This is a genomic window from Streptomyces sp. NPDC085524 (assembly GCF_044541755.1).
Classification (GTDB): Bacteria; Actinomycetota; Actinomycetes; order Streptomycetales; family Streptomycetaceae; genus Streptomyces.
Genome location: NZ_JBITTH010000008.1, coordinates 288,400 through 303,585, shown reverse-complemented (window position 1 = coordinate 303,585; position 15,186 = coordinate 288,400). Strand labels below are relative to the sequence as shown.

Below are 15,186 nucleotides of genomic sequence, written 5' to 3'. Positions count from 1 at the left end.
TATCACGTTACACAACGGGGGCCGGAATGGGCGGGTTCGGGCGCTACCTGGGGGCCGCGCTGGCCGCGCGGTTCGCCAACGAGGGCATGGGCATGGCCGTGGTGCTGCTCGCCCTCGAGCGCACCGGGAGTGCGGCGCACGGGGCGTTCGTCCTGACGGCCTGGCTGGTGCCCAACGTGCTGGCGGCCCCGCTCGCGGGCGCCGCAGCGGCCCGGACCCGAAGGCCCCGGCTCTTCCACGTCGGCGCGCTGGCCGGGTTCACGGCCGCCGTGGCGGCGCTGTCGATGCTGCTGGGCCGGGCCCCGGGGGCGCTGGAGTTCGCAGTGGCGGTGCTCGGCGGCACCTGCGGGCCGATGGTGACGGGCGGGCTGTCGAGCCTGGTCACCGGGCTGGTCCCGGCGGGCCCGGGGCGCGACCGGGCGTACGGCTGGGACGCCTCGACCTACAACGCGGCGGCGGTCACCGCCCCGGCGGTGGTGAGCCTCGTCGCGGCGACGGTCTCGGCCGGGCCGGCGATGGGGGTGCTGGCGCTGTCCGCCTCGCTGGCGGCGGCGCTGGCCGCGACCCTCCCGTACGAGGACCGGAGCGCGGGCGCCCCGCGGTCCGGGCCCCTGGCAGGAGCCGCCGCCGGGCTCGCCGCGCTGTGGCGGGTGCGGGAGCTGCGGGCGGTCACCTCGGCGACGACCCTGGCCTTCGTCGGCATAGGCTCGCTCACCACCACCTCGGTCCTGCTGGCCACCGGGCTCGGCAGCCCGGGCGCCGGGGGCGCGCTGATGACGGCCTTCGCCGTGGGCGCCCTGGCGGGCTCGCTCACGCTGGGCCGGATGACGTCGGTGGAGCCCGGCCGGCTGGCGCGCTGGGCGATGGCCGGGACCGGGGCGGCCCTGACGGCGGCCGCGGTCACGCCCTCCCTCGGGGTCACGGCGGCGCTGTTCGCGGTGGCCGGGGTGTGCGACGGGCCGCTGCTGACGGCCACGCTGCGGATCCGTGCGGAGCACGCACCGGACGGGGTGCGGACGCAGGTGTTCACCCTGGGGGCGGGGCTGAAGATGACGGCCGCGTCGGCCGGCGCGGCCCTGGTGGGGCTCGCGGCCGACGCGCCGCCGGCGATGCTGCTGACCGGGATCGCCGGGCTTCAGTTCGCGGCGGCCCTGCTGCACGTCCTGACGGCGGGGCGGAAGCCCGCGCCCGCCGCGGCGGTCACAGAGCCGTCGGCAGGTTTCGCCACAGCTCCGGCCGGTCGGCGGAGCCCTGGAGCGCCTTGAGGGCCGCCGGGTGCGGGGCCGCGTACAGCTCGGGATAGTCGATCTCGCCGAGCTCCGGCCGTACGGGGAAGGCCAGCCGCTCGGCATCCAGGCTGAACCGCGCGTCCACGCCGGGCTTGTTGCCCCGCGGGTCCACCCGGGCCCACCTCTCGCTGCCGGGCAGCCGGAGGGCGACCAACCCGTGGATCGCGGGGTTCGCGCCCCCGGGGCAAGCCCCGGCTCCACCGGAGCAGCTGTCGCTGCACGAATGATCGTCGGCGAGGAGCTGGTAGCAGAGGCCCGCCGGGATGCCCTGGGCGCGCAGCAGGGCGACGAGCGCGTGGGACTTGGCGTAGCAGATGCCGTTGCGCGTGGCGATGACGTCGGAGGCCCGCCAGGAGACCCGCATGTCCCCGGAATCGGCCGAGTGCGGGATGGTGTCGCGGACGAACTCGAAGGCCGTCTTTGCGTATGAGTACGCGTCGCCGGTGGCGGACCAGAGGGCGTCGGCGGTTTCCTGCACCAGGGGGTGCCGGTGGTCGATCGCCTCATCCGATGCCAGATAGGCATGGATGTCGGGGTTCTGTTGGATCAGCTGCATGCGCCGGAGCATAGATATACCCCCCACCGAAGATCAATAGATTTTCAATGGGGGGCATATCTATGCAATTTTGGCGATGGCCTGGATCAGCGGGCCATCTCTTCCTTCAGGGCCTGGAGGAAGGCGTCGACGTCCTCTTCCTGGGTGTCGTAACTGCACATCCAGCGGACGTCGCCGGCGCTCTCGTCCCAGAAGTAGAAGCGGAAACGCTTCTGCAGTCGCCGGGACACCTCGTGCGGCAGCCGCGCGAACACCCCGTTCGCCTGCACCGGGTAGAGGATCTCCACGCCGTCGGTCTCGCGGACGCCCGCCGCGAGCCGCTGCGCCATGGCATTGGCGTGCCGGGCGTTGCGCAGCCACAGGTCCTTCGCGAGAAGGGCCTCCAGCTGCACCGACACGAAGCGCATCTTCGATGCCAGCTGCATCGACATCTTGCGGATGTGCTTCATCTGCCGGACGGAGTCCGGGTTCAGCACGACCACGGCCTCGCCGAACATCATGCCGTTCTTCGTGCCGCCGTACGACAGCACGTCCACGCCGACCGCGTTGGTGAAGGCGCGCATCGGCACGTCGAGCGAGGCCGCGGCGTTGGCTATCCGGGCGCCGTCGAGGTGCACCTTCATGCCCTTGGCGTGGGCGTGCTCGCAGATCGCACGGATCTCGTCGACCGTGTAGACCGTACCCAGCTCGGTGTTCTGGGTGATGGACACGACCTGCGGCATGGCCCGGTGCTCGTCCTCCCAGCCCCAGGCCTGCCGGTCGATGAGCTCGGGGGTGAGCTTGCCGTCCGGGGTCGGGACGGTGAGCAGCTTGATGCCCGCCATTCGCTCGGGCGCGCCGCCCTCGTCGACGTTGATGTGTGCCGTCTCGGCGCAGATCACGGCGCCCCAGCGGTCCGTCATCGCCTGGAGGGCGGTGACGTTCGCGCCGGTGCCGTTGAAGACCGGGAAGGCTTCCGCGTACGGGCCGAAGTGGCTGCGGAAGACCCTCTGCAGGTGCTCGGTGTACTCGTCGTCGCCGTAGGAGACCTGGTGGCCGCCGTTGGCGAGCGCGACGGCGGCCAGGACCTCCGGGTGCACGCCCGCGTAGTTGTCGCTCGCGAATCCGCGCACCGCGGGGTCGTGGTGGCGGCGGGCGTCGGTCTTCTCTGTATCGGTTCTCACGGTTGCGGAGTGAGCCACAGACGCTGTCCGTTCACATCGATTGCGGACCGCTCCCAGACGCCGGCGATGGCCTCGGCCAGCTCCTTCACGTCGGTGAAGCCCGCGAACTTCGCATTGGGACGCTCGGCGCGCATCGCGTCGTGCACCAGTGCCTTGATCACCAGGATCGCAGCCGCAGCACCCGGGCCGTCGTCCCCACCGATCTTGCGGAAGGAGTCGGCCATGGCGAGCGTCCACGCCTCCGCCGCCGCCTTGCCCGCGTTGTACGCGGCGTTGTTGGCGACGGGCTTGTGCGCGCCGGACTGGCTGACCAGCACGTAGCGGCCGCGGTCGCTGCGCAGCAGGCCGTCGTGGAAGGCGAGCGAGGTGTGCTGAACGGTGCGGATGAGGAGCTTCTCCAGGAAGTCCCAGTCCGCGAGGTCGACGTCGGTGAAGGTCTTGCTGCCGCGCCAGCCGCCGACGAGGTGGACGAGACCGTCGACCCGGCCGAACTCCTTCTCGGTCTGCTCGGCCCAGGCCTTGGTGGCCTCCAGGTCGAGCAGGTCGACGGTGTCACCGGTGATCGTGGCGCCGCCGTGGGCGTAGCGCGCCGCGTCCACGGCCTCCGCCAGCCGTGCCGGATCGGCGTCCGACGCGACGACGGTCGCCCCCGCCTCGGCGAGGCGGAGCAGGGTGGCGCGGCCGGCGGGGCCGCCGGCCCCGGCCACCGCCACCACCGCTCCGTGCAGCTTTCCGTTGTTGCCGTTCCCGGAGCCGTTCATCTGTGCAGCCTCCTGTGGGCGAGCGCTCACGCGGCGACTCGCTCGGCCTGATCGGCGTTCAGGGCGGTGATGCCCTTCGTGGAGGCGATCACTCCCTTGAGCTTCTTGGCGAGCGCCTCAAAGAACATGCTCAGCGGAAACTCGTCGGGAAGCACGTCGTCGACCAGCTTGCGCGGCGGCTGCGTGAGGTCGAGGGCGTCGGCGCCCTTGGCCCACTTGGAGCCCGGGTGCGGGGCGAGGTACGTCGAGACCAGCTCGTAGGCCTTGAACCAGTGCACGAGCTTCGGACGGTCGATGCCCGCCCGGTAGAGCTCCTCGATCTCGGCGCACAGCTGGTTGGTGACCTGCGGGGCGCGCATCCAGTCGATCTTCAGCTTGTTGTCCGTCCAGCGCACGACGTCGTGCTTGTGGAGGTACGCGAAGAGCAGCTGGCCGCCGAGCCCGTCGTAGTTGCGGTTGCGGTCGCCGGAGACGGGGAAGCGGAACATCCGGTCGAAGAGGACGGCGTACTGCACGTCACGGCCGTGCTCGTTGCCCTCGGACTCGAGCTTCACGGCCTCCTTGAAGGCGGTGAGGTCGCAGCGGAGCTCCTCCAGGCCGTACATCCAGAACGGCTGGCGCTGCTTGATCATGAACGGGTCGAACGGCAGGTCACCGTGGCTGTGGGTGCGGTCGTGGACCATGTCCCACAGGACGAACGCCTTCTCGCAGCGCTCCTGGTCGGTGACCATCGCGGCGATGTCCGCGGGCAGCTCGACGCCGAGGATGTCGACGGCGGCCGTGGTGACCTTGCGGAAGCGCGCGGCCTCGCGGTCGCAGAAGATGCCGCCCCAGGTGAAGCGCTCGGGGGCCTCGCGCACGGCGATGGTCTCCGGGAAGAGCACGGCGGAGTGGGTGTCGTAGCCCGCGGTGAAGTCCTCGAAGGTGATGCCGAGGAAGAGCGGGTTGTCGTACCGGGTGCGCTCCAGCTCGGAGAGCCACTCGGGCCACACCATCTTCAGCGCGACGGCTTCCAGGTTGCGGTCCGGGTTGCCGTTCTGCGTGTACATGGGGAACACGACGAGGTGCTGGAGCCCGTCGGCGCGCTCGGCGGCCGGGTGGAAGGCCAGCAGCGAGTCGAGGAAGTCCGGCACCTGGAAGCCGGCCGCGGCCCACTTGCGCAGGTCGCTGACGAGCGCCTCGTGGTACGCCGTGGCGTGCGGCAGCAGCGGGGAGAGCTCCTCGACGGCGCGGATCACGCGCCCGACGGCAGCTTCGGCCGTGTGCTGGGCGGGTGCGCCCTCGGCCTCGAAGTCGATCGACCCGTCCTTGGACTGCCAGGGGCGGATCTCCTCCACGGCGGCCTTGAGCTCGGGCCACGCCGGGTGGTCGACCACCCGCGCCCCGGCGGTTATTGCGGCCCCGCCGATGCCCGGCACAAGAGTTTCCGTCATGTCACTTCCTCCACAGGAGAACCTCACGTCAAGGCAGCGTATGCATATGAGGCTCTCCCGTTCAAGAGGTGAAGCGGGAAATTATCCTGCGTCACCCCCCGCTTCACCGGAAGTCTTCCCGTCCGAAAGGGTGGAACGTATGGCTCCGCCCATCCCCTCCAACGCCGCGCGGGCCTCCGGCAGTACGCCCGCCAGTGCCAGGAAGCCGTGGAACAACCCGGGACGGACGTCGAGGACCGAAGTGATCCCGCTCTCACCCAGCCGCCGGTGGTACGCCGCGCCGTCGTCCCGTAGCGGATCGCATCCGGCGACGACCACGTGGGCCGGCGGCAGCCCCGCCGGGTCCGCGCGGAGCGGCGACGCCAGGGGATGGTCCGGGCGGCCGTCCGGCCCGAGGTACTGCGCCCAGAACCAGCGCATGTGCGCGGCGGTCAGGAAGCAGCCCTCGGCGTCGGCCCGGTACGAGGAGCTGTCCTGGGCGGCGTCCAGGGCGGGGTAGACCAGCACCTGGAGCGCGACGGCCGGCCCGCGCTCCCGGGCGAGCAGGGCCGCGGCGGCGGCGAGGTTGCCGCCCGAGCTGTCCCCCGCGACCACCAGGGCCTCCGGGGCGCCCCCCAGCTCGTCGAGGTGGGCCCCGGCCCAGCACAGGGCCGCGTGGACGTCCTCCAGGGCGGCCGGGAAGCGGTGCTCGGGGGCCCGCCGGTAGTCGACGGAGACCACGGCGGCGCCGGCCGCGCGGGAGATGCCGCGGGCGGTGGTGTCGTAGGTGTCGAGGTCGCCGAGCACCCAGCCCCCGCCGTGGGCGAACACCACGGTCGGGCGGGGTCCGGGCCACTGCTCCGGATCGGGCAGGTAGACCCGTACGGGGACCGGCGGGGCCCCCGGCGGGCCCGGGACGCTCCGGTCCTCCACGGCTCCGACCCGGGGCCGCGCGACGGCCGGGCGCGGTGCGGCCGCGAGGATCCGCCGAGCCTCGCCGGCCTCGGTGACGCTCCCGCCGATGTCGGGGAAGGCGGCGGCGAGGGCGTCGAGGTAGGGCCGGGCGGCGGGGTCGAGACGCTCGGAGGGAGCGGGCGGGGCGGCGGGCGCCGGGCAGGCGGAGACGGATTCGGGGCCGACGGAGGCGGGTGCGCGGCAGGCGGAGGCGGGCGTCGGGCCGGCCCCGGCGGCCCGCGCTAGGGCCTCGGCGGCGGGCTCTCCCATCACGCCCCCCGGAAGTGCGGGATGACCTTCTCGCCCCACTGACGCAGGGTCTCCAGGCAGGCCTCCTGCTCCACCGTGCCCATCTGGATCAGGCACATGATCTCGTCGGCCCCCGCCGCCCTGAGCCGTTCCACGTACGCGATGGCGTCGTCGGCGCTCCCGTAGGCGTGGTCGGCGTTGAAGGTGGCCGTGGAGGTGGGCCGCACCGGGATGTCCAGCTCGTGCAGCCGGGCCACCACCTGCTCGGCGGCCCTGCGCATCTCCGCGGCCTCGTCGGCGCCCGCGACCACGGCCTCGTCCGGGATGCCCGCCCCGCCGTACCAGTGGCCGATGGACTGCGCGAAGAACCGCTGCCCGCGGATGCCGATCCGCTGCGCCTCCTCCCGGTCGTCGAGCACGATGGTCGGGCAGAGCACCGAGAAGTGGTCGTTGACGGCGGTGGAGACGAACCGGCTGCCGTCCCGCCCGGCGATCGCCGCGTCGTAGACGCTGCGCATCCCCGCGATCGACTCGGGTCCGGCGAAGCCCATCACCAGGGCCCCGATCCCCAGCTCGGCGGCCTGCACGAGGGTCTCGCCCCGGCTGCACGCCAGGAACAGGGGCGGATGGGGCGTCTGCTTCGGCCTCGGCAGGATCGGGTGCGGGTCGATGTCGATCAGCTCGCCGTGGTACTCCAGCTCCTCCTCCTGCCAGGCCTTGCCGATGATCCGCAGGGCCTCCTCGACCTCCGCCGTGGTGCGGTCCCGGTCCACCCCGCACAGCGAGGTCTCCTGCTCGGTGCCCCCGCGCCCGGCTCCGAGGTCGAGCCGCCCGCCCGAGAGGAGGTCGAGCATGGCGGCCCGCTCGGCGACCCGCGCCGGGTGGTTGAAGTTGAAGGGCATGCACACGACGCCGTGCCCGATGCGTATGGTGTTCGTCCTGGCCGCGACCCAGGTCAGGAATATCTCGGGGGCACTCATGTGTGCGTACCACTTCAGCGAGTGGTGCTCCACGGCCCAGATCCGGTCGAAGCCCATGCGCTCGGCGAGCACGGCCTGCTCGACGCAGTCGTGGATGACCTGGTGCTCCCGTGCCACCGTCGGGTCGGCAAGCTGAGCTTCGAAGATCACGGAGAATTTCACTGTGCCTCCAGGGTTGCGTCCGGTGCCTGGCCTCACTTCAATTCGAAATATGACTAGTAGTCAGGAGTCGAAGAAGCAAGACCTGCCGCCGACTGCGTGGGCCATGCTCGGCCTCCTCTCCTTTCCGGGGGAGCGCACCGGCTACGAGCTGAAGAAGTGGGCGGACTCGTCACTGCGCTTCTTCTACTGGGCGCCTGCGATCAGCCAGATCTACGCGGAACTGCGCCGCCTGGAGGAACTGGGGTACGCGTCCTCCGCGCGCTCGGGGCCCGAGGAGGCGCGGGCGAAGCGGCGTTACGCCATCACCGACGCGGGCCGCGAGGCGCTCGCCGGGTGGGCGGCCGACACCGCGGAGGCCGGGCCGCCGGTGCTCAAGCACGGGCTGCTGCTGCGGATCTGGCTCGGGCACCTGGCCGAGCCGGAGCGGCTGCGCGCGATGGTCGTGGAGCACGTGGAGCGCACCCGGGGCGAACTGGCCGCCGTGCGCGAGGCCATGGAGCACGCGGCCGACGTACCGGAATGGGCCTTCCCCGCCCTCGCGCTGCGCTGGAGCGAGCGCCAGCACCTCGCGGAACTGGACCTGGCGCAGGCCCTGCTCACCGACCTGGCCGAGCTCGACGCGGCCCGGCCGGCCGGTCGTCAAGCCGATGGGGACGCGCCCACGCCCGGGTGACGCGATCGCGCCGCCGACAGCCGCGGAAGAGCGCAGGACCCGTGCGGGAAGCGGCCGGAGCGCCTCATTCAGGGCGCTGCACGGGCGGTCCCTTCGCACCGCGGGCGCACTAGCATGCGTCCTCATCGCGCGGGGCCGGTCGGGACACCGCGACCGCGCGGGAGCCGCCGTCGACGGAAGCGAGAGAACCTTGACTTTCCTCACCATCGGTCACCGCGGGGTCATGGGTGTCGAACCGGAGAACACACTGCGGTCCTACCTCCGAGCGGAACGTTCGGGCATGGACGTGATCGCCCTCGACCTGCGACTGAGCAAGGACGGGGCCCTGGTCGCCCTGCACGATCCCGAGGTGGACCGGACCACCGACGGCTCGGGTGCGGTCGCCGACCTGACCCTGGCCGAACTGCGCGGGCTCGACGCGGGGCAGGGCGAGCACGTGCCCCTCTTCGAGGAGGTCCTGGACACGGTCCGGGCTCCGCTCCAGGTGTCCGTACGGGAGCACGGGGCCGTCGGGACGCTCGCGGAGCTGATGCTGCGCCGCGACCTGACCGCCCGGGTGGAAGTGGCCTCGCCCGACGCGGCGGTGCTCGCCGAGACGGCCCGGCTGGTGCCGGGGGTGCGGACGGCCCTGCTGGCCCACTCCCCCGCCCACGACCTCGTCGCCCGGGCACTGGGCGCCGGTGCCACGACGGTCTCGCTGGACATCCGCCTGCTCAGCCTGGAGACCGTCGAGGCGGCGCACGCGGCCGGTCTGCGCGTCGTCGGCGGGCAGGTCAACACCCTGGACCTGCTGCGGCTGGCCCGGGCCCTCGGGCTGGACGGCGCCGTCACCGACTACCCGGAGATCCGCAGCACGGGCCGCTTCACCGCCTGACGCGCCGCTTCGACGGTTCGACGGTTCGACGGTTCGACGGGGTGCCCTACAGCGGCTTGACCAGCAGCTCGAAGGCAAGGTCGTCGCGGAGCGGGACGCCGAAGCGCTCGTCACCATAGGGGAAGGGGCTCAGTTCGCCGGTGCGCCGGTAACCGCGGCGCACGTAATAGGCGATGAGGTCCTCCCGCAGGTGCACCACCGTCATCCGCATCTCGCGGACGCCCCAGGTGTCGCGGGCCCGGCGTTCGGCCTCGGCCAGGATCTCCCGGCCGAGGCCGCCGCCCTGGAGGCCGGGGCGGACGGCGAACATGCCGAAGTAGGCGTGGTCGCCGCGGTGTTCGAGGTGGCAGCAGGCCACCATCTCGTCCGCGCGCTCGACGACGAGCAGGGTGCCCTCGGGGGACTCGACGATCTTCCGGACCCCGTCCTCGTCCGTGCGCTGCCCCTCCAGGTAGTCCGCCTCCGTGGTCCAGCCGCCGCGGCTGGCCTCGCCGCGGTACGCCGATTCGACGAGCGCCACCAGCTCTGCCACGTCCCCCTCCCCTGCGTCGCGGAAGCTGAGGGGGGCGGGCTGGGCGGTCGACATCGGGCGCTCCGTTCTGTGCGGCGTTCCGTACGGCGTTCTGTACGGCGTTCTGTACGGCGTTCTGTGCAGCGTTCTGCGCAATGGCATATGACATGCCGGTCAGTGCACCGAGAGCCTATCCCGGGACCGCGTGAGGACGCCGTGAGGCGGGAATCCCTTCCCCTGACCGTCTCTTCGGTGACGCCGGAGAGCGCCGACGTACCGGGGGTTGTGCCGTGCACGGTTCCGCCATGTCCCTCCCCGCCTCCGTCTCCGCCTGGCTGCTGGTGCTGCTGTGCGCGGTGAGCGGTGCGTACTGCCTGGGGCGGGTGCGGAGAGCGGGCGGCGCCGCGGCCGGGGAGGCCGTGATGGGCTTCGGCATGGCGCTCATGGCCGTCCCGCTCCGGCCGCACGGCGACGGGTGGCAGGCCACGGCCCTGGGGCTGGTGTCCTGCGCCACGGCCCTGCACGCCGTGTGGCTGCTGCGCCAGGGGGCGCACCACGCCCACCACCTGGTCGGCTCGCTGACGATGGTCTACATGACCGTGGCCGCCGCGTACGGATCCGGCCACGGCGGGGGGCTTCCGCTGCTGACGGGGGTGCTGCTCCTCTACTACGCGGGCTACGTGGTCCTCGGCGGGGCCCGCCTGATCACCGCGGGCGCCACCGCCGGCGCCACGGCGGGTACAGCGGTCCGGCACCCGGCCCGTGCGGGGAGCTCCGGGGCGGCGGGCCCCGCGGGGTCCGCCGAGCTGACCCGGGCCTGCCGACTGACCATGGGGATGGGGATGTTGGCGATGCTGCTCGCGATGTGAGGGCGCGGGACCACGTGTCCTGCGTCACCAATGTCCCGAGGCCGTACCCGCAGGTAGCCCTGGCTCATAGGCTGAAGGGCATGATGGTCCCCGCCGCACTGCTGCTGCTCGGCGCCCTGACCGCGGTGCTCGCTCCCCGCTTGCTGGCCCGGGCCCGATGGCCCGAGCGAGAACCGGTCGTCGCCCTGTGGGTGTGGCAGTGCGTGGTCGGCGCGGTGCTCCTGTGCTTCGGGCTGTCGATGCTGCTGAGCGCGGCGGCCGCGTGGCAGGCGGTGCGCGGGTGGCTCTTCGCCTCCGCCCCGCACGGAGTGGCCGACGCCTACGCCCTCGGCCGCTCCGGCGGCCCCTGGGCGGCCGGTACGGCGCTCGCGCTGGCGGGCGGTGCGCTGTGGACGGGGGCGATGCTGACGCGGGAGGTGCTGCGGGCGCGGGCCCGGCGGCGCGCGCAGGGCAGCGAGCTGCTGGTGCGGGCCCCGCTGCTGCCCGGGGAGGACCCGGTGGGCGCGCGGCTCGTCGTACTGGAGGGCCCGCGGCCGGACGCGTGGTGGCTGCCGGGGCCGGCGCCCCGGCTGGTGGTGACCACGGCGGCGCTCGGGCGGCTGAAGGGGAGCCAGCTGGACGCCGTACTGGCGCACGAGCAGAGCCACACGGCGGCCCGGCACGACTGGCTGCTGCACTGCTCGCGGGCGCTCGCCGGGGGCTTCCCGCAGGTGCCCGTCTTCGCGGCGTTCGAGGCGGAGATGCACCTGCTCGTCGAACTGGCCGCCGACGACGCGGCCTCACGGCGGTACGGACGGCTCACGGTGGCACTGGCGCTGGTCGGACTGAACGAGGACCGGGGGGCGTTCGGGCCCGGCGCCGCGTCCGACGCGCACGTCCACCAGCGGGTGCGGCGGCTGCTGACGGCCGAACCCCGGCTGCCGGCGGGCAGCAGGCTCCGGCTGACGGCGCTGGCCACGCTGCTCCCGGGGATCCCGCTGCTGGTCGCCTTCATACCGGGACTGAGCGCCCTCGCCTGAGGGGTTGGGGTCTCCCGGCGTGCGCTGGTGCGAGGATCAGCCGCATGCGGAACGATCACTTGCGGTGGGCGGGCATCGGCTGCGCGCTGCTCGCGGCGGTACTGACGGTGCTGGTGGTGCTCGAGTGGCCCCCGTTGCTGGCCCTCGACGAGCAGGTCGCGCGCTCCCTGCACGCCCATGCCGTCGCCCACCCGGGTGTCACGGGGCTGATGCGGGTGCTGACCGACTGGCTGTGGGATCCCTGGACCATGCGCGCGCTGGCCGCCTTGGCGTGTGCCTGGCTGTGGTGGCGCGGCGATCGGGAGCGGGCATGGCGGGTGGGGCTGGCCACGGTGGCGGCCGGGGTGGTGAACCAGGGGCTGAAGGCGCTGGTGGGCCGGGAGCGGCCGGTGTGGCCGGACCCGGTGCACTCGTCGCACTACGCGTCCTACCCCTCCGGCCATGCCATGACGGCGGCGGTGGTGTGCGGGCTGCTGCTGTGGCTGCTGCCCCGGCCGGCCCCTCCGGCGAGGGTCGCGGCCGCTTGGACGCTGGCCGCGGTCTCGGTGGCGGGGGTCGGGTTCACCCGGCTCTACCTCGGCGTGCACTGGCTGTCGGACGTGGTCGGCGGCTGGCTGCTGGGCGTGGCCCTCGTGGCCCTCGCGGTGTGCCTGCCGGCCCGTCGGCCCGGCTCCCGCGCGGCCCGGCGGTGAAGGTGCGGGTGTGCCTGCCCTGGGCGATCCCCCGTGTCACCCAGAGCAGGCCGACCCGCGCGCTGAGTATATTGGCTCCGAGCCAGTCAACGCAGGAGTAAGCATGTCCCCGCGTAGCCCATCGGTCAATGAAGAATTGCGCAGACGTTCCCGGGAGCGGTTGCTGCAGGCCACGGTCGAGCTCGTGGCCGAACGCGGGTACGAGGCCACGACGCTCGGCGACATCGCCGACCGGGCGGGTGCGGCACGCGGCCTGGTCTCGTACTACTTCCCGGGCAAGCGGCAGTTGCTGCAATCCGCCGTGCACCGGCTGATGCACCTCACCCTGTACGCGGGGCTGGAGCGGGAGCCGCGCAGCGACGACGGGCGGGAGCGGCTCGCGCGCGCGATCGACGCGGTCCTCGGGCTGGCCCGGGACCAGCCGCTGCTGATGCGCACGCACATGGCGGGGATCCTGGCGGCCGAGGGCTTCGTGCAGTGCCCGGAGCAGCAACGGCTGGCGGAGCTGCTCCGGGACACGGTCGCGCGGTACGGCTCGCAGGACGTGGACGCGGACTACCCGCTGCTGCGCGCGCTGCTCATGGGCGCGGTGGTGGCGGTGCTGCTGCCGGGTGCGCCCATGCCGCTCGCGAGGCTGCGGGCGGAGCTGTTCCAGCGGTACGGGCTGGACTGGGAGCTGGGCGTTCCGCCGGACGGCGGGCCGCCCGGCGGAACGATCCATTAGGGCGTGCCCGTCAGTGGTACTCGGGCTGGCTCTGCACGTTGAGCCGGTCCATCCACACCCACTTGGCGCTCTCGGTGCGCCAGTCGTCGAGCCTCAGCACGTCCAGGCCCTTGGCTATGTCGTTCGAGTAGACGTGCCCGTTGTAGTAGTACGCCGACCAGGAACCGCCGACGCCGATCTTGTCCGTCGACAGGGGACCGCGCTCGAAGTACGCGATCTCCTTGGGCTGTGCGGAGTCGGTGAACTCCCACACCGAGACGCCGCCCTGGTACCAGGCCTGCACCATGATGTCGCGGCCGCCGCCGACCGGGATCAGCGAGCCGTTGTGGGCCACGCAGTTCTCGGTGTCGGCCTGGTGGCGCGGGATCTTGTAGTAGCTGCGGAAGACGAGCTTGCGCTGGTCCCCGCTGCCGGTGATGTCGTAGATCCCGTCGGCGCCGCGGTTGGGGCCGGTGGCCTCGTTGCAGGTGGCGGCGACGCCGCCGCCGAGCTCGTCGGTGAACACCACCTTGTCCGCCCGCTCGTTGAAGGTGGCCGAGTGCCAGAACGCGAAGTTCACGTTGTCCTGGACCCGGTCGATGACCCGCGGCTGCTCCGGCTTGCTGATGTCGAAGAGGATGCCGTCGCCCATGCAGGCACCGGCGGCCAGGTTCTTCGAGGGCAGCACGGTGATGTCGTGGCAGCCGGTGGTCTTGGAGACGCCCGGGTTGGTGGGCGCGCCCGGGTTGCCCCCGTCCGGGAAGAGGATCGGGAAGGCGACCACCGCGGCCTGGGTCGGCGCCTTCTTCGGGACCTTCACCACCGAGATCCCGTCGTGCGGGGGCCGGCAGTCGGGGAAGGCCTCGTTCGGGGAGTACGAGGCGACGTAGAGGTAGATGTCGCGGCCGCCCGGCACCAGGGTGTGGGTGTGCGAACCGCAGGCCGTCTCCACGGACTTGATGTACTTGGGGTTCTTCTTGTCCTTGATGTCGAAGATCTTGATGCCCTCCCACGAGGACTTCTCCGTGGCGGGCTGCGAGACGCTGTTGCAGGAGTCGTCGCTGCGGGAGGAGTCGGTGGAGAGGAAGAGCAGGTCGCCGCTGACGGAGATGTCGTTCTGGCCGCCGGGGCAGAGGACCGTGGTGACGGTCTTGGGTGCCTTCGGGTTTGCGATGTCGTAGATCGTGAAACCGTTGTAATTGCCCGCGTAGGCGTACCTGCCCTGGAAGGCGATGTCCGAATTGATCACGGCGGGGTCGGCCGAGGGGATGTTGGCCAGGGGCTTGATGTTGGCGCTGTGCACGATCTCGTCCTGCCCGGGGATCTCGCCCGGGGCGAGTTCCCGTCCGGCCGCGAGGTCCGCGCCGCTCTGCCGAGTGCCGGCGCCGGGCGATAAGTCACCCGGGTCGGGGCTGGCGGCCGCCTGTCCGGCGGCGAGGAGTGCGGTGAACAGCCCGGCCGCCGCGACGGCCGCGCCCACCCTCCCCTTTCGCGCTCTCCTGTGGTGTAGCGAGGTCACTGTGCCCTCCCTTGGAGTCCGGTCGATTCCGTTCGGGGTGGGAACGGAACCAGGACCCCGGCAGTATGGTCCTCTGCATGGACATGGCAAAAGCCCCCCGTGGCCGCATGGCCTTATTGGTACGGCTCCGCCGTTTCACCGGCGCCGCCGCGATCGCCGGCCTCCTGCTCGCCCTCACCGGCTGCGAGTCCGGCAGCGGGACGGACCGCGCCGGGGACGGGCGGGCCGTGGTGATCGCACCCGGCAGACCGGGTGAGGAGGCCCGCACCCTCACGCCCGAGCAGGCCGCGAAGGAGAAGCCCGACGACACTCCGAACGCCGCCGACCACACCTACGTACAGAACATGATCGAGCACCACAAGCAGGCCCTGACGATGAGCGCACTGGCCCCGCAGCGGGCCTCGGCGGACGGGGTCAGGCGGCTGGCGGAGCGGATCACGGCGGCCCAGCAGCCCGAGATCGGGGCGATGGAGAAGTGGCGGGCCCTCCACCCGGCCCCGCCGGCGGTCCCCGGCGGGCACGCCCACGACCACGCCTCGATGCCCGGCATGGCGACGGAGCAGCAGCTGAAGGAGCTGGCCGCGGCCACGGGCGCCGACTTCGACCGGCTCTTCCTGAAGCTGATGACCGCCCACCACGAGGGCGCCCTGAAGATGGCCGGCGAGGCGCTGGCCGACGGCAACAACGTGGCGGTCGAGGAGATGGCCACCGAAGTGGTGGCCGTCCAGACGGCCGAGATCCACCGGATGCGCGCGATGGGCTGACGGCCGACGGGGCCGGTGTCATGCTGGGACCACCTG

At 72.4% G+C, this 15,186-nt stretch carries 16 protein-coding genes; 8 read left to right on the top strand and 8 right to left on the bottom strand.

The genetic code is table 11. From position 1 onward, the window contains the following. Positions 1-26 precede the first annotated feature (26 nt). Positions 27-1,265: an MFS transporter gene (locus ACIGFK_RS15295; protein WP_400052066.1), complete on the top strand. Its 1,239-nt coding sequence runs from the start codon at positions 27-29 to the stop codon at positions 1,263-1,265. On the opposite strand, the gene ACIGFK_RS15290 is transcribed toward ACIGFK_RS15295, so the two are convergent. From ACIGFK_RS15290 to ACIGFK_RS15265, 6 genes are all read right to left on the bottom strand, one after another. Beyond that, positions 1,201-1,845 (bottom strand): transglutaminase family protein, encoded by a 645-nt coding sequence (locus tag ACIGFK_RS15290; RefSeq protein WP_376655065.1) that lies wholly within the window; start codon positions 1,843-1,845, stop codon positions 1,201-1,203. The genes ACIGFK_RS15295 and ACIGFK_RS15290 overlap by 65 nt on opposite strands. An 86-nt stretch (positions 1,846-1,931) precedes the next feature. Continuing rightward, complete coding sequence (locus ACIGFK_RS15285; RefSeq protein WP_376655064.1) at positions 1,932-3,026, bottom strand: threonine aldolase family protein; 1,095 nt, start codon at positions 3,024-3,026, stop codon at positions 1,932-1,934. Next, a complete protein-coding gene (locus tag ACIGFK_RS15280; protein ID WP_376655063.1) occupies positions 3,005-3,769 on the bottom strand; it encodes an SDR family NAD(P)-dependent oxidoreductase in 765 nt (254 codons plus the stop codon). Before ACIGFK_RS15280 ends, ACIGFK_RS15285 begins: the two co-directional genes overlap by 22 nt. A 26-nt stretch (positions 3,770-3,795) precedes the next feature. Beyond that, positions 3,796-5,202, bottom strand: a complete 1,407-nt coding sequence (locus tag ACIGFK_RS15275; protein WP_376655062.1) for a DUF6421 family protein — start codon at positions 5,200-5,202, stop codon at positions 3,796-3,798. An 81-nt stretch (positions 5,203-5,283) separates the two neighbouring features. Next, a complete protein-coding gene (locus tag ACIGFK_RS15270; protein WP_400052063.1) occupies positions 5,284-6,405 on the bottom strand; it encodes an alpha/beta hydrolase in 1,122 nt (373 codons plus the stop codon). Next, the gene (locus ACIGFK_RS15265) at positions 6,405-7,526 is read right to left on the bottom strand and encodes an LLM class flavin-dependent oxidoreductase (protein WP_400052061.1); all 1,122 of its coding nucleotides are present in this window, start codon (positions 7,524-7,526) and stop codon (positions 6,405-6,407) included. Before ACIGFK_RS15265 ends, ACIGFK_RS15270 begins: the two co-directional genes overlap by 1 nt. 49 nt (positions 7,527-7,575) lie before the next feature. Here ACIGFK_RS15265 and ACIGFK_RS15260 point away from each other — a divergent pair, with 49 nt between their 5' ends. Both ACIGFK_RS15260 and ACIGFK_RS15255 read left to right on the top strand, forming a co-directional pair. Beyond that, on the top strand, positions 7,576-8,199 hold the full coding sequence (locus ACIGFK_RS15260; protein ID WP_376655059.1) for a PadR family transcriptional regulator: 624 nt from the start codon (positions 7,576-7,578) through the stop codon (positions 8,197-8,199). A gap of 190 nt (positions 8,200-8,389) precedes the next feature. Then, positions 8,390-9,073 carry a glycerophosphodiester phosphodiesterase gene (locus tag ACIGFK_RS15255; RefSeq protein WP_376655058.1) on the top strand — a complete coding sequence of 228 codons (684 nt, stop codon included), beginning with the start codon at positions 8,390-8,392 and terminating at the stop codon, positions 9,071-9,073. 46 nt (positions 9,074-9,119) lie between these two features. On the opposite strand, the gene ACIGFK_RS15250 is transcribed toward ACIGFK_RS15255, so the two are convergent. Continuing rightward, on the bottom strand, positions 9,120-9,659 hold the full coding sequence (locus ACIGFK_RS15250; protein ID WP_376655057.1) for a GNAT family N-acetyltransferase: 540 nt from the start codon (positions 9,657-9,659) through the stop codon (positions 9,120-9,122). A 230-nt stretch (positions 9,660-9,889) separates the two neighbouring features. Between ACIGFK_RS15250 and ACIGFK_RS15245 the strand changes: the two genes are divergently transcribed. From ACIGFK_RS15245 to ACIGFK_RS15230, 4 genes are all read left to right on the top strand, one after another. Next, positions 9,890-10,453, top strand: coding sequence for a DUF5134 domain-containing protein (locus ACIGFK_RS15245; RefSeq protein ID WP_376655056.1), 564 nt, complete (start codon positions 9,890-9,892; stop codon positions 10,451-10,453). Between the two features lie 80 nt (positions 10,454-10,533). Next, entirely contained in the window at positions 10,534-11,472 is a 939-nt protein-coding gene (locus ACIGFK_RS15240) for a M56 family metallopeptidase (protein ID WP_376655055.1), read from the top strand. A 44-nt stretch (positions 11,473-11,516) separates the two neighbouring features. After that, positions 11,517-12,164: a phosphatase PAP2 family protein gene (locus tag ACIGFK_RS15235; RefSeq protein WP_376655054.1), complete on the top strand. Its 648-nt coding sequence runs from the start codon at positions 11,517-11,519 to the stop codon at positions 12,162-12,164. A gap of 103 nt (positions 12,165-12,267) precedes the next feature. Continuing rightward, positions 12,268-12,888: a TetR/AcrR family transcriptional regulator gene (locus tag ACIGFK_RS15230; RefSeq protein ID WP_376655053.1), complete on the top strand. Its 621-nt coding sequence runs from the start codon at positions 12,268-12,270 to the stop codon at positions 12,886-12,888. A gap of 10 nt (positions 12,889-12,898) precedes the next feature. On the opposite strand, the gene ACIGFK_RS15225 is transcribed toward ACIGFK_RS15230, so the two are convergent. Next, entirely contained in the window at positions 12,899-14,386 is a 1,488-nt protein-coding gene (locus ACIGFK_RS15225) for an LVIVD repeat-containing protein (protein ID WP_386467081.1), read from the bottom strand. 83 nt (positions 14,387-14,469) lie between these two features. On the opposite strand from ACIGFK_RS15225, the gene ACIGFK_RS15220 reads away from it, so the two are divergent. Beyond that, on the top strand, positions 14,470-15,150 hold the full coding sequence (locus ACIGFK_RS15220; RefSeq protein WP_376655098.1) for a DUF305 domain-containing protein: 681 nt from the start codon (positions 14,470-14,472) through the stop codon (positions 15,148-15,150). Positions 15,151-15,186 lie beyond the last annotated feature (36 nt).